Genomic DNA, 12690 nt, shown 5'->3' with positions numbered 1-12690 from the left:
GGAGACGGCGCAGTCTGCGCCGGTTGCGTATGTCGACCACATCGACAAGATCGACGACCGTCAGTGGGAGGTATTCGTCTACTCGACGTCGATGGATCGGGTGATCGGGACTGCCCTACGGGCTGCGCGACGGAGAGATCCGCGCCCTGGCCCACCAGAAGGCGGTGGCGTGAGCACCCCGGACGCAACACGCGCGCGGCCGTCCACAGGTCTGACCCCCGTGCCTACGGCGTGGTCGCCCACCTGATTGACCCCGTATGTTGCTTCGCCGCGCCGCTCCATGCCCGCACCGCCGGGCGAAGGGAGACCGGCAGCCGAGGAAGCTCGGCCCTGCCCAACCCCAAACGCATCACACTTCTATGGGGAAGGTGGGGGCATGCCTGTTAACCGGCTAATCCACCGGATCGTTACCCATGAATCGACACGCCGTCCACGGAAATACTTGACCCCCATCGACGGTGGCGTTACACCTGTCTCATGACGAATCAGCACACGCTGCGTCTGGAGGCCGGCACCGACGTCGCCTGGATGTTGTCCGGGCCCAATGCCGACAACTACCCGCTGGTCAACCAATACCTCGGCTACCTCGCCGACCGAAACTATTCACCACGTACCCTGCGCGCCTACGGCTACGATCTGCTCGCATTCTGCCGCTGGCTCGAATCCCGGAACTACGACCTCGAATCGGTCACCACCAACACGGTATTGGACTTCATGCGGCATTGCCGCGAGACCTCGATCGTGGGACGCCCCGCGAACGTGCTGTCGATGACCGGCAAGCGCCTCGACCATTACTCGGCGACCACCATCAATCACCGGCTCGCCGCCCTGACCGGGCTGTTCACCTTCCGCACGCTGCGCGAACCCGACCTGCGCAACCCGATGCCCAGCGGACGGGAAGCCCGCAGAGTCAGCGCCGAGGAGCGCAGCGGTCTACTCGGACACCTGGTGCGACCGAAACGCCGATCGGTTCTACGCCTGCGGGAGCCGCGGCGACTACCACGGTCCCTGGATCGCCGGGAAACAGCCGACCTGCTCTCCAGCCTGCGGACGTGGCGGGACCGATCCCTCGCCGGTCTGATGTTGCTGTCCGGGTTGAGATCCGGAGAACTGTTGACCCTCGAAGTTACCGACGTTGACATCGGCGCCCGCTGGATACGAGTAGTGGGCAAAGGCGCGAAGGAACGCCGGGTGCCACTCGATGTGGAGGTCGCAGGGCTGATCCAAACGTATCTGCTCACCGAGCGGCCCGAATCGTCGAGCACTCGCTTGTTCCTCGTCGCCAAAGGCCCGAACAGAGGTAAGCCGTTGACGGCGGCCGGGCTGCGCACCATCTTCCGGTATCACCGGCTCAAAGCCGGAGTGCCCGCCGGGCACCCGCACGCACTCCGTCATACCTTCGGCACCGCGATGGCCGAAGCCGGTGTGGATCTGGCAGTGATGCAAGCACTGCTCGGGCACGCGCACGTCGACAGCACAGCCCGCTACATCCATTTGGCACCAACACATGTCAAGGCGGAATACGATGCAGCCCGCACACGACTACGCGCCCGCACCTGAGAGTCCGGCGGATATCTACGCCGCCTACCTGGTCCACCTCGAGCGGCGCCGTCGCGGCAACACCGCCTACACCCAAGCCGCTCGCTCGTTCCTGCGGCGCTGGCCGCAGGTCCAGCGGTGGGCCGACCTGCCCCTCGACACACGGTTGGCTGCGAACTGCTCGACCCGTCCGTTCATCACCTTCCTGATGGTCAGCCGAAGGCTGCAACCGGGCTACGACTACCTCGTCTCCCGCAAACTCGCGAGCCTCTGGCACGAACTGACCGACAGTTGCCTCGCACCGGACCTGAATCAGTTCATCTCCGCAGCATTGGAATTGGGATTCACCCAGCGCGTCGCATCGGCCATCGGGTCGCAAATCATCGCGAGGCTGCTGATTCAAACCGAACGTCCCCTGGCCGATCTACGCGAGAGCGATGTGCAGGACCTGCTGGACGCGTGCGATATTCGCCAGATGCGCACCGGCCGAGGTGCGAGGCACTACCGGAGCACCACCCACAGCGCGCGGCAGATTCTCTTTCACCTCGGGATCCTCGACAGTGAAGCCCGACCGGCAGTCACGCCGCTCACCCTCGACGAGCGGATGGCCGACGTCCCCGCGGCGCTGCGTCCGGCGTTCGTGGCCTACCTGCACCGCAAACGCGCCACCTGCGTGGCCAAGACGGTCAGCAGTCTCGCCACCCGCTTGGCGCACTTTGGCAGGTACCTCGCCGCCATCGACCCCGACATCGCCTCGCTGTCCGCGCTGGACCGGCGCCGACACATCGAACCGTTCATCACCTCACTGACCACCACCGTCAACACCGTCACCGGTGAGCCGATCACCGTCGCGGACCGGATCCGGCGCGTGCATGCGGTCGGCAATTTTCTCGCCGAGATCACCGAATGGGGCTGGGACGACGTACCCGCGCGGCGGCTGATCTTCCGCACCGATCTGCCCCGTCCGCAACGTTTCCTCCCTCGATACCTACCCGTTGATGCTGACCGCAAACTTGCTGCAGCACTGTCGGACTCGCCCTACAGACTGGCAGCCGATGCACTGTTGGTGCAGCGGGCATGCGGGCTGCGGATCGGTGAACTCCTCGACCTCGAACTCGACTGCATCCACGAAATACCCGGCCAGGGATCCTGGCTGAAGGTCCCCCTCGGCAAACTCGACTCCGAACGGATGGTTCCGCTCGACGAGGAGGTCCTCACCCTCGTCGATCGCATCACCGCCACCCGCTCACCCGGCCGACCCATGCGCCATCCCCGCACCGGGGCGCCCGCGGATTTCCTGTTCACGCACCACGGAAAGCGGCTCTCGCAGAACGCGGTGCGAGCAGAACTGGACCGAGCAGCCGAGACGGCAGGCCTTGGGCACGTCACGCCGCACCAACTCCGGCACACCTACGCCACCGCGCTCATTAACGCCGGGGTATCACTGCAAGCGCTGATGGCACTTCTCGGACACGTCTCGAGCCAAATGAGTCTGCGTTACGCGCATCTCTTCGACAGCACCGTGCGCACCGAATACGAACGCGCCTTGAACCTGGCGAAAAGCCACATCGGGCCGATGCCCACCGGCCGAACCCAGCTCCCGATCACCGACATCACCGACGGCGGGTGGAAGGACGCACCGGCGATCAAATCGCGCCTGGCCGGCGGCTACTGCCTGCGGGCACCCGCGCAAGGCTCTTGCCCTTACGCAAACATCTGCGAGCACTGCCCGAGCTTCCACACCGACTCCACCCACCTCGGAGTACTCGCTGCACAACGCGTGGATGCTCACGATCTCGCCGAAGATGCGGAAAAGCGCGGATGGATCGACGAGGCGAAGCGGCATCGCACCCTCGTGTCCCGACTCGACGCGCTCATCGCGCAATCGGACACCGCATGAGCGAGAACGCCCTGGTCAGGGTTGAACGGATCTGCGCCGAACTCGCCACCACGGGACAGCCGATCACCTTCACCGCCGTCGCCGAACAGGCCCAGATCGGCCGGGCGACGCTCTACCGGGACAAGCAACTGCGCGCCGTCGTCGATGAACACCGCACCCGACAAACCGACGCCCGCACCCTGACCGGTCTCGCCACCGAGGTCGCGCACCTTCGCACCGTGGTCGAGGCGCTCGCCGCCACCGTCACCAAACACGAAGAACAACTGCGCCGCCTTCGCCGCAATCCACCGCCCCGACGATGAACCATTCTGACCTCGATCGGCACAAACTGGGCCGCGATTAGCCGGTCAATGTGGTGACAATGCGGCGATGGAATCGTTCTTCGCGTTGCTGCAACGCAATGTCCTCGACCGGCGCCGCTGGAGCAGCCGTGAGGATCTGCGGTTGGCGATCGTCGGGTGGATCGAGAAGACCTACCACCGGCGGCGCCGGCAACGCCGTCTCGGTCGACTGACGCCCGTCGAATATGAGACGCTCCATCAGACCGCACACGCGGCCTGAATCTGCACACCCGTGTGTCAACCAGGGTGGGGGCAGTCCCCTGTTGGGGCATGGCGCTCCCGCGCTGACATCAGCATCACACCGCCGCACTGACATAGGGAAGATGACCCAGGGATAGTGGAAACCCGCTTCCCATGCGAAACCCGGATCCACGTATGGTTTTGGTGGCGAAACGAAGCCATTGATTAAAGGGGTCGGCAAGTTCGCCGACACTGTCATCGGTTTGCCTTCCCTGTTTCGCCCAACCGACTGCGATGACGGACGTGTTCCCTTGGCTCCGTGTAGAAAAGACGCGCTGACCGTGCTCGGCTGCCGGCTCACCCGTGAGTGTCACGCAAATGTGAGTCTCAACGGACGTGGCTGGTGACGTGCTCGGGAATGACTCGAAAGCCGTGCTGTCAAGAGGATTTAGCTCTTACTCGTCGGTAACTCGAACGCCATCGCCGGGAAAGTTCCGGAGCGCGTTATGATTTCCATCACATTCCACCTGGGTTCTGTTGGGTTTTGGGCGGCCCGGCGGCGACGAAATAGGCCTGACCAGTCGGTTCTGTTTGGGTGTTGCCACTGGTGCTGTTCTGGGAAGATTCACGCTTGCCAGTAATGAATTCGCCGTGAGTGCGATCATCTAGTCGGCAGCCTTCGGGGGAGCGGTCTTTCTTCTTCCGTCATGCATCGTGAGCCACATGGGCGGCCGACGGGGAACGGCTTTTAGGTGGCTTTAGGTGGAAGGCGTGTGATGGTTACGGCATTCAATGTGCCCCTCAGCCCCACGGTGGGTGCAGAAGGTTCAATGAGCGTCGCGGGGGCTGGGAAGGTTGGCAGTCGTCGAGACTGGCAGGCAGCTTACGTTCGGAGATTGACAATGTCGGACACCCTGATCGTGATCGCGGCGGTAGCGATTGCGCAGTGGGTGCGCTTCGGCGACCGCGACGTTCTGGCTTCGGCCCATGCGATCCCGAACTTGAGTTACTCACTCATCTCGGCGGCACTCATCGTCATGTGGCTCGGCACGTTGGTGATTTTTCGGACCCGCACGATTCGAGTGGTCGGGAGCGGCCCGGAGGAATACCGGCGGATTTTCGCCTCCACGATCCGTCTCTTCGGTATCATCGCGATCGTATCTCTGCTGTTCAGGATCGATTTGGCGCGGCTCTACCTCGGTATCGCCTTCCCGGTCGGATTGGCGGGGCTCATTGTCAGCCGATGGTGCTGGCGCCGCGTGGTCGCGCGCAAGCGGGCCCGGGGAGAATTCCAGACGTCCGTCCTCGTGGTCGGTGGTGAGCGGTCAGTGCGTAGCCTCGCCGAGTCTTTTTCGCGTGGTACCGCCGATGGGTACCGTGTCGTCGGCGTCTGCACTCCCGGGCGTAGTGCCGAGTGTGGGCAGGCAATCGTGGTCGGCGGGCGCGAAATCCCCGTGCTCGGCGATGAGCGCCACGTGTTGAGCGCGTTGACGTTCTGTGGTGCGGACACTGTGGCTGTGACGGCCACCGAACACCTCGGCCACGACGGTATGCGCGCCCTGGCCTGGGCCCTGGAACCCCACCATGTGGATTTGGTGGTGGCGCCCGGAATGATGGACGTTGCGGGTCCACGTCTTTCGATGCGCCCGGTGGCCGGCCTTCCGCTGATTCACGTCGAGAAGCCTCGGTACCACGGGGCTCAGAAGTTCATGAAGACCGGATTCGACTTCGTGTTCGCGAGCCTGGCCCTGTTTGCCATCAGCCCGCTGATGCTCGCCGTCGCAGTCGCGATCAAGCTCACCAGCAATGGGCCGGTGTTCTACAAGTCGGAGCGGATGGGGTTGGACGGTAAGCCCTTTCCGATGTTCAAATTCCGGAGCATGGTGGTGGACGCCGACAGACAGGTCGCTGCGCTCATGAAGGCCAACGAGGGTGCCGGCGTCCTGTTCAAGATGCGGGAGGATCCGCGGGTAACCAAAGTCGGACGGATCATGCGGAAGTTCAGCATTGACGAACTGCCCCAGTTCATCAACGTTTTGCGCCTTGAGATGAGTGTGGTTGGTCCCCGCCCGCCGTTGCGCCGAGAGGTGGAGGCATACGACGGCACCGTGCGACGCCGACTCCTGGTGAAGCCCGGAATCACAGGCTTGTGGCAGGTCAGTGGGCGATCGGACTTGTCGTGGGAAGAGACTGTCCGGCTTGATCTTTCTTACGTGGAGAACTGGTCGATGACGGGTGACGTGCTGATCATCGGGAAAACATTGAAGGCGGTGGTGTCGAGCGATGGAGCCTACTGATGATCGCCATCCAGCCCGGCATTCTTCCCGACGACCGCAAAACCCACCCAGAGGGATGTAGGCATCGCCTACCTGCTCAAAGGTTGTGGGTTGCCGCCGCACGGCAGTAGATGACGCTGGGCGATTGTGTCGGGGACCGCCACGAGGTTGACCGTATCTGCCTGGCCGTACCACTTCCCTCGCCGACGAGGTTGTCACCCGCACGTTCGCTGGATCCGTCGGGCGGCTCAATGTTTGACGAAGACGAAGCGCTGACCGGAGACGACCCTTGTCGGGACCGGCTGCGATGGCGTTGAAATCAGGGCGCCGATCGACGGCGGGACCGGGCGGTGCGCCAACTCGCGCAAGACCCGAGATCGGGTTTCAATACATTCACACATTTCATCGAGGGGGAGGCACTTCATGGGGATCGACTCTGCGCCTGACGCGGTCATTCTGGTCGGTGGCATGGGTACCCGCCTTCGACCGTTGACGCTGTCTGCTCCCAAACCGATGCTGCCGACCGCGGGGTTGCCGTTCCTCACACATCTGCTTGCCAGGATCAAGGATGCGGGCATCACCCACGTGGTGCTGGGAACCTCGTTCAAGGCGGAGGTTTTCGAAGACCATTTCGGCACAGGCGAGGCGATGGGCCTGGACATCGAGTACGTCACCGAGACCGAGCCGCTCGGCACCGGTGGCGGTATCCGGAACGTCCTGCCTCAGCTCCGCGCCGACAACGTCATGGTGTTCAACGGCGACGTGCTGGGAGGTACCGACCTGAGGGCCGTGTTGCAGGCACACGCCGACAGCGCCGCCGACGTGACCATGCACCTGGTCCGGGTCAGCGATCCGCGTCCATTCGGCTGCGTGCCGACCGATGAGGATGGCCGCGTGACCGCCTTCCTGGAGAAGACGCCAGATCCGCCGACTGATCAGATCAACGCCGGTTGTTATGTCTTCAAGCGTGAGTGGATTAAGAAGATCTCGTCAGGGCGCCCAGTGTCAGTGGAGCGCGAGATATTTCCTGCGCTGCTCGAGGATGGCGCGCGGGTGTTCGGGCACGTCGATGCCGCGTACTGGCGGGACATGGGAACACCCGAGGACTTCGTTGCGGGTTCCGCGGACCTGGTGCGCGGGATCGCGCCCTCGTCGGCGCTCACCGGGGAGCGCGGTGAGTCGTTGATCCATTCGAGTGCGGCGGTTGCTCCCGGTGCGTTGCTGATCGGTGGCACGGTGCTTGGCCGGGGCGTGTCGATCGGTGCGGGTGCGCGGCTGGATGGTGCGGTGGTGTTCGATGGCGTCCACGTGGAGGCCGGGGCGGTGATCGAACGATCTATTTTGGGATTCGGTTGCCGGATCGGACCGCGGGCGTTGGTGCGCGATGCCGTGATCGGTGACGGCGCGAATGTCGGTGCACGGTGTGAGCTGCTGCGCGGCGCTCGCGTCTGGCCGGGAGTGCTGTTACCGGATGGCGGCGTACGGTTCTCGACGGATGTCTGACTCATGAAGCGACTTAGAGCGTGTCTCATGTGGGGTGCCTCTCTGTTTGTCAAGCGGCCCTTGCGGAGTGATTGTTCTCTGGTTGAAGACGACGCTTTTCGTCGGACAGCATGATGCGCCAGACGTGATCGGACAGGTGACGTTTGAGGGCGCGCCTGGCCGCTGCCGGCTTCTTGCCCTCGGCGATTTTCTTCTCGAAATAGTTGCGCCCGGCGCTGGCGCGCATCCGGATCTGAACCACAGCGACGGTGTAGAGCGCGCTGTTGAGCTGCCGGTCGCCGTAGCGTGAGAGTCGGTGCCGGTCGGTGTCGGCGCTGGCGATCTGGACCGGTGCCGAGCCGTTGTAGTTCGCATAGGCCGCCGCGGTCGGGAAACGATCTGGCCGACCGGTGCGGCCGATCAGCCGGGCCGCGGTCACCGCACCGATTCCGTCGACCTCGCGCAGGCGGGTGCCGTGCTCGTCGAGGGTCTCGGCCATCTGCTTCTCGTTCGCCGCGAGCTGGTCGTCGAGGCGTCGGATGTCCGCGATGAGATCTCGACACAGCCCGACCCGCATCCAGTCGACAGGGCTCTTGGCGCGGAAGCTTCGTAACAGGGCGGCTGCCGCAGAGGCGGTGAGCGAGGTCGGGGCACCCCCGGCAAGCAGCTGCCGCAGTAGCGCATGCAGCTGATTCATGTTGCGGGTTCTACTGTTGGACAGATTTGTTCGTCGCTCGTCGAGTAGTCCGAGAATCTCGGCGGGACCCTCCGGGTCGACCGGGCGGGCGTCGCCCTGCAGCGCGGCCACACACGCCGCCGCGGCTGCGTCGATGCGGTCGTTCTTGCGGCGGCCGCCGCGGGAGAGTTCCCGCACCCGGGCGGTGGCGGTGGTCGGAACGTCGAGGGTAACCTCCCCGAGGACGAGCAGCCACTGCGCAAGGTGATGTCCGAGGCCGTAGGCATTCTCGACCGCCCACTGGCGTTGCGGCCAGGACTTGGCCCAGGCAATCAGCGTCTTGTAGCCGGTGAGGGTGGCGTCGATGCGGATCGAGCCGAGGTCGGTGTTGGTGGCCGGGTCGACCGCGGTTGCGGTGTGGGTGGACTTGTGCGGGTCGATACCGATGACGATCATGGAAGACGGTTCCCTTCTCTGTCAGGATGGGATCCGCGGAGGACAATCCGACTTCAAGTACCTCTCACAGCAGCTTGGGGTCACGCCTCTCTTCAGTCACTCCGCGAACGCAGACCGGGAGGGTTGGACACACCCCACAAGGGTCAACCCACCGTGCGGGTGACAGGAGCTTCTCGAGTCAGCCCTTCCGGTCTGCTACGGGACGCTACGGGTAGCTGACCCGATCACGAACCGCTGACACTCATACAAGTCGGAGCTTCTTGAAGCAGGTGAGTGCGGCGGCGAGGTGAAGGAAGCCGGCGAAGTGTTCGCCGTGGCGCTCGTAGCGGATGGTCATGCGCCGGTAGCCGGTGAGCCAGGCGATGGTGCGTTCGATCTTCCATCGGTACCGGCCGAGGCGATCGTTTCGCTCGATGCCGCGGCGGGCGATCCGCGGGACCATGCCTCGTTCGCGCAGCCACCGTCGGTGAATGTCGTAGTCGTAGCCCTTGTCGGCGCGAAGCTTTCCCGGCTTGCGTCGGCGCGGTCCGCGCCGAGACTTCACGCCCGGAATCGCTGCCACCAATGGTTGCAGCATCGTGCTGTCATGGGTGTTCGCCCCGGTCACGCCCACGACCAGTGGAATTCCATTCGTTTCGGACAGGACGTGGATCTTCGATCCCTTCTTACCGCGGTCGACCGGGCTGGGACCCGTCAGTGAGCCCCCCTTTTCGCCCGCACGCTTGCCGCGTCCAGGATCGCTGCCGTCCAGTCGAGTTCGCCCGCGCTACCGAGTCGATCGAGCACCTCGCAATGGAGTTTCTCGAACACCCCATCCCGCACCCAGGCACTGAACCGTCGATGCGCGGTCGGCACGGTCACCCCGAACGAGGGCGGCAGGTGCCGCCACCCACATCCGCTGGTGAGCACGTACACGATCGCGGTGAACACCGCCCGGTCATCGGCCGGCGCACTGCCACCTCCCTGCGGCCGGGGGACAAAAGGAGGAATCAACGGTTCGACTATCTCCCACAACGCATCCGGAACCAACCTCAGTGACAACTCATCTACCACGCGTCACATTATGTCCCACAGGTCACTTCATCCACATGAGACACCCTCTAATAGGTGCGGTTCGGTCGTACGCATGGGGTTCGCACACCGTCCTCGCTCAGTTGACCGGACGGCCCTCGCCGTCGGAGCATCCGGAAGCGGAACTGTGGCTCGGTGCGCATCCCGCAGACCCGGCGCAGCTGTTCGATGCCGGACGCACCACATCGCTTCTCTATGAGATCGCAGCAGACTCGCGTCGTCAACTCGGCGCGAACCACGCGCAGATCTTTCAGGACCGGCTGCCTTCTTGCTCAAGGTCCTCGCTGCAGAGCAGCCCTTGTCGCCGCCGGCGCACCCCAGCGCAGCCCAGGCGCGCGACGGATTTGAACGCGAGAACGCGGCCGGTATCGCATTGGTCTCGCCCGTGCGCAACTACCGCGACGACAGCCACAAACCGGAACTTGTCGTGGCATTGAGCAAGTTCGAGGCGCTAGCCGGTTTCCGAGATGCCCGGCGCACAGCCGAATTGTTGACGGCCCTCGGTGTTGCGGAACTCGACCCATATGTTGAGCAGCTTGCCGAGCATCCCAATTCCTCGGGTGTGCGTGCGCTGTTCACCCAGTGGATGTCTGTAGGGTCGCCAGATGTCACCCTGATCACGGACGTGCTTGACGGATGCGAACCTTACCTTTCGGCGCAACCCCACGGCACAGCCGGTGAATTCGCCGCAGAAGTGCAGACCGCTCTGGATCTGGGACGGCGGTATCCCGGGGATCCCGGTGTGTTGGCGTCGTTGCTGCTGAACCGGGTGAGCCTCGAGCCGGGGGAGGGCCTGCATCTCGCGGCCGGCAACCTGCACGCATACCTCCGGGGGACGGCCGTTGAGATCATGGCCAACTCGGACAACGTGCTTCGCGGCGGTCTGACGCCGAAGCACGTGGACTTGCCCGAGTTGCTGCGGGTGCTCGACTTCGATCCGCTGGAGGTGCCCATGCTGCGGCCTGCGGCCAACGGTCTCGACGGAACGCTTGTATACGAGACAGCGGCACCCGAATTTCAACTAACCCGCGTGGAACTCGACAAGTCAGGGCCGCATGGCCCGGACGCGATCAGCATTGAAGTCGATGGACCTCAGATCCTCGTGTGCACAGCGGGGTCGGCCGTGGCATCATCCGGTCTGGAGAAGTTCAATCTGCGTCAGGGTCAGGCTGTGTGGATTTCGGCATCGGATCCCGCGATCAGTCTCCAGGCCGAAAAGATCAAGCGCAGATCGTTGTGGCCACTATCGGAATCAGTGTTGGTGGGCTACCATAGCGAAGGCCTTCGGGAGGGAAACCCGCAGGGCACTGAGCAGGAAGCGGTCTGACGATTGTTCTAGTCCAGCCGACGGCATTCTCATCAATGTTCAGAAAATCTCCTCGCGTACACAACGGTGTTAGGCAGCCGTGCGGTCGGGACGGTCGCCTTCGCGTTTCTCGTTTCGCGGCATGCGGTGTGCGTGCAGGTCTTTTCGTCTGGCTGCCTTCCCGATCTGAATTGCGAGCGGCACTGACAGTGCCACCCACACGAGCACCACGAATTCGTCCGCAATCCTCGCCCAGATCGGCGACCTCTACTAGTGTTCTGAGTTGTTGTTCAGTTGATTAATCCGCGTGCAGTACTTGGCGAGGTTGTCCAGGATTTCGTCTGCGGTTTTGGTCCACACGAAGGGTTTTGGATCGTCGTTCCATGCGTCGATCCAGGCTTGGACGTCGGTCTCGAGTTCTTTCACGCAGGGGTAGGTGGATCGGCGGAGCTTGCGGTTGGTCAGCTCCCCAAACCAGCGTTCGACGAGGTTCAACCAGGAACCGCTGGTCGGGGTGAAATGCAGATGGAACCGCGGGTGGGCGGCCAGCCAGGTCTTGATCGCCGGGGTCTTGTGGGTGGCGTAGTTGTCGCAGACCAGGTGCAGGTCCAGCTCGGCGGGGGGTGTTCTTGTCGATGGTCTCGAGGAACCGGAGGAACTCCTGATGGCGGTGTCGTCGCTGGTGCTGGCCGATGACCTTGCCGGTGGCGATGTCGAGGGCGGCGAAAAGGCTTGTGGTGCCGTGGCTGATGTAGTCGTGGGTCTTGCGGCCGGGCACGCCGGCATCATCGGGGCGGTGCGGTCGAGCGCCTGCATCTGCGACTTCTCGTCCACACACAGCACCAGTGCCTTCTCGGGCGGGGCGAGGTAGAGGCCGACGATGTCGTGGACCTTCTCGATGAACCGTGGATCGGTGGACAACTTTCAGGTGTCCACCAGATGCGGCTTGAGGCCGAAAGCGCGCCAGATGCGGGAAATCGCGGTCTGGGACATGCCGGTGGCACGGGCCATCGACCGGGTCGACCAGTGCGTGTCCCCGTTCGCCGGCGTCTCCTCCAGGGTCTTGACGATCACCGCCTCGACCTGCTCGTCGGTGATCGTGCGCGCCGTACCGGGCCGCGGCTCGTCGGCCAGGCCCGCCAGTCGATCTTTGACGAACCGGGCCCGCCACTTGGACACCGTCTGGGGCCAGATTCCAAGCCTCGCAGCAACATCCTTGTTCGTCACGCCCTCCGCGCACGCCAGCATGACCTTCGCCCGCAGCGCCAACGCCTGCGACGTCTTCGCGCGACGAGCCCAACCGAGCAGCGTGTCACGCTCGACACCGGACAGAACCAACTCCGCCTTCGGGCGACCAGAAAGTGCCATCACCCGATGCTACCCGACTTATTCAACGGATCAACAACTCAGGACACTAGTAGTACTTTGTTAGCTCGGCGTGTCGGCTCGAGTTTTCGCGACTT

7 protein-coding genes and 3 pseudogenes are annotated in these 12690 nt (G+C 63.8%); 7 read left to right on the top strand and 3 right to left on the bottom strand.

The genetic code is table 11. From position 1 onward, the window contains the following. Positions 1 to 477 precede the first annotated feature (477 nt). The 6 genes and pseudogenes from JVH1_RS09380 to JVH1_RS09355 all read left to right on the top strand — a co-directional run bounded on the left by JVH1_RS09380 (position 478) and on the right by JVH1_RS09355 (position 7739). Positions 478 to 1560, top strand: coding sequence for a tyrosine-type recombinase/integrase (locus JVH1_RS09380; protein WP_268789437.1), 1083 nt, complete (start codon positions 478 to 480; stop codon positions 1558 to 1560). After that, positions 1526 to 3439, top strand: a complete 1914-nt coding sequence (locus JVH1_RS09375) for a tyrosine-type recombinase/integrase (RefSeq protein WP_043783108.1) — start codon at positions 1526 to 1528, stop codon at positions 3437 to 3439. Before JVH1_RS09380 ends, JVH1_RS09375 begins: the two co-directional genes overlap by 35 nt. Beyond that, the gene (locus JVH1_RS09370) at positions 3436 to 3741 is read left to right on the top strand and encodes a hypothetical protein (protein WP_009480802.1); all 306 of its coding nucleotides are present in this window, start codon (positions 3436 to 3438) and stop codon (positions 3739 to 3741) included. Before JVH1_RS09375 ends, JVH1_RS09370 begins: the two co-directional genes overlap by 4 nt. 43 nt (positions 3742 to 3784) lie before the next feature. Beyond that, a pseudogene (locus JVH1_RS09365) lies at positions 3785 to 4000 on the top strand (IS3 family transposase); the annotation flags it as partial. A 790-nt stretch (positions 4001 to 4790) separates the two neighbouring features. Then, a complete protein-coding gene (locus JVH1_RS09360; protein ID WP_371112966.1) occupies positions 4791 to 6257 on the top strand; it encodes a sugar transferase in 1467 nt (488 codons plus the stop codon). A gap of 402 nt (positions 6258 to 6659) precedes the next feature. Beyond that, positions 6660 to 7739: a sugar phosphate nucleotidyltransferase gene (locus JVH1_RS09355; protein WP_009478738.1), complete on the top strand. Its 1080-nt coding sequence runs from the start codon at positions 6660 to 6662 to the stop codon at positions 7737 to 7739. Between the two features lie 49 nt (positions 7740 to 7788). On the opposite strand, the gene JVH1_RS09350 is transcribed toward JVH1_RS09355, so the two are convergent. Next, positions 7789 to 8850: an IS110 family transposase gene (locus JVH1_RS09350; protein WP_009480589.1), complete on the bottom strand. Its 1062-nt coding sequence runs from the start codon at positions 8848 to 8850 to the stop codon at positions 7789 to 7791. A gap of 241 nt (positions 8851 to 9091) precedes the next feature. Further along, a protein-coding gene (locus JVH1_RS09345; protein ID WP_371112965.1) for an IS5 family transposase occupies positions 9092 to 9903 on the bottom strand; the annotation gives its coding sequence in 2 pieces (ribosomal slippage) (positions 9092 to 9553 and positions 9556 to 9903; 810 coding nt in all). Between the two features lie 35 nt (positions 9904 to 9938). Between JVH1_RS09345 and manA the strand changes: the two are divergent. Next, a pseudogene (gene manA / locus JVH1_RS09340) lies at positions 9939 to 11196 on the top strand (mannose-6-phosphate isomerase, class I). Positions 11197 to 11497: 301 nt separating this feature from the next. Here the strand turns inward: manA and JVH1_RS09335 are convergent. Beyond that, positions 11498 to 12595: pseudogene (locus JVH1_RS09335) on the bottom strand (IS630 family transposase). Positions 12596 to 12690: the final 95 nt, after the last annotated feature.

Origin of the sequence: Rhodococcus sp. JVH1 (assembly GCF_000280725.2) — a bacterium.
GTDB classification, from domain to species: Bacteria; Actinomycetota; Actinomycetes; order Mycobacteriales; family Mycobacteriaceae; genus Rhodococcus_F; species Rhodococcus_F jostii_A.
The sequence above is the reverse complement of the archived record's forward strand: the minus strand, read 5'-3'. Positions and strand labels throughout refer to the sequence as shown.

Bases quoted from the DNA above. Each gene is read 5' to 3' on its own strand.
- JVH1_RS09380 (WP_268789437.1), top strand. From the start codon at position 478: ATGACGAATCAGCACACGCTGCGTCTGGAGGCCGGCACCGACGTCGCC.
- JVH1_RS09360 (WP_371112966.1), top strand. From the start codon at position 4,791: ATGAGCGTCGCGGGGGCTGGGAAGGTTGGCAGTCGTCGAGACTGGCAG.
- JVH1_RS09370 (WP_009480802.1), top strand. From the start codon at position 3,436: ATGAGCGAGAACGCCCTGGTCAGGGTTGAACGGATCTGCGCCGAACTC.
- JVH1_RS09350 (WP_009480589.1), bottom strand. From the start codon at position 8,850: ATGATCGTCATCGGTATCGACCCGCACAAGTCCACCCACACCGCAACC.
- JVH1_RS09375 (WP_043783108.1), top strand. From the start codon at position 1,526: ATGCAGCCCGCACACGACTACGCGCCCGCACCTGAGAGTCCGGCGGAT.
- JVH1_RS09355 (WP_009478738.1), top strand. From the start codon at position 6,660: ATGGGGATCGACTCTGCGCCTGACGCGGTCATTCTGGTCGGTGGCATG.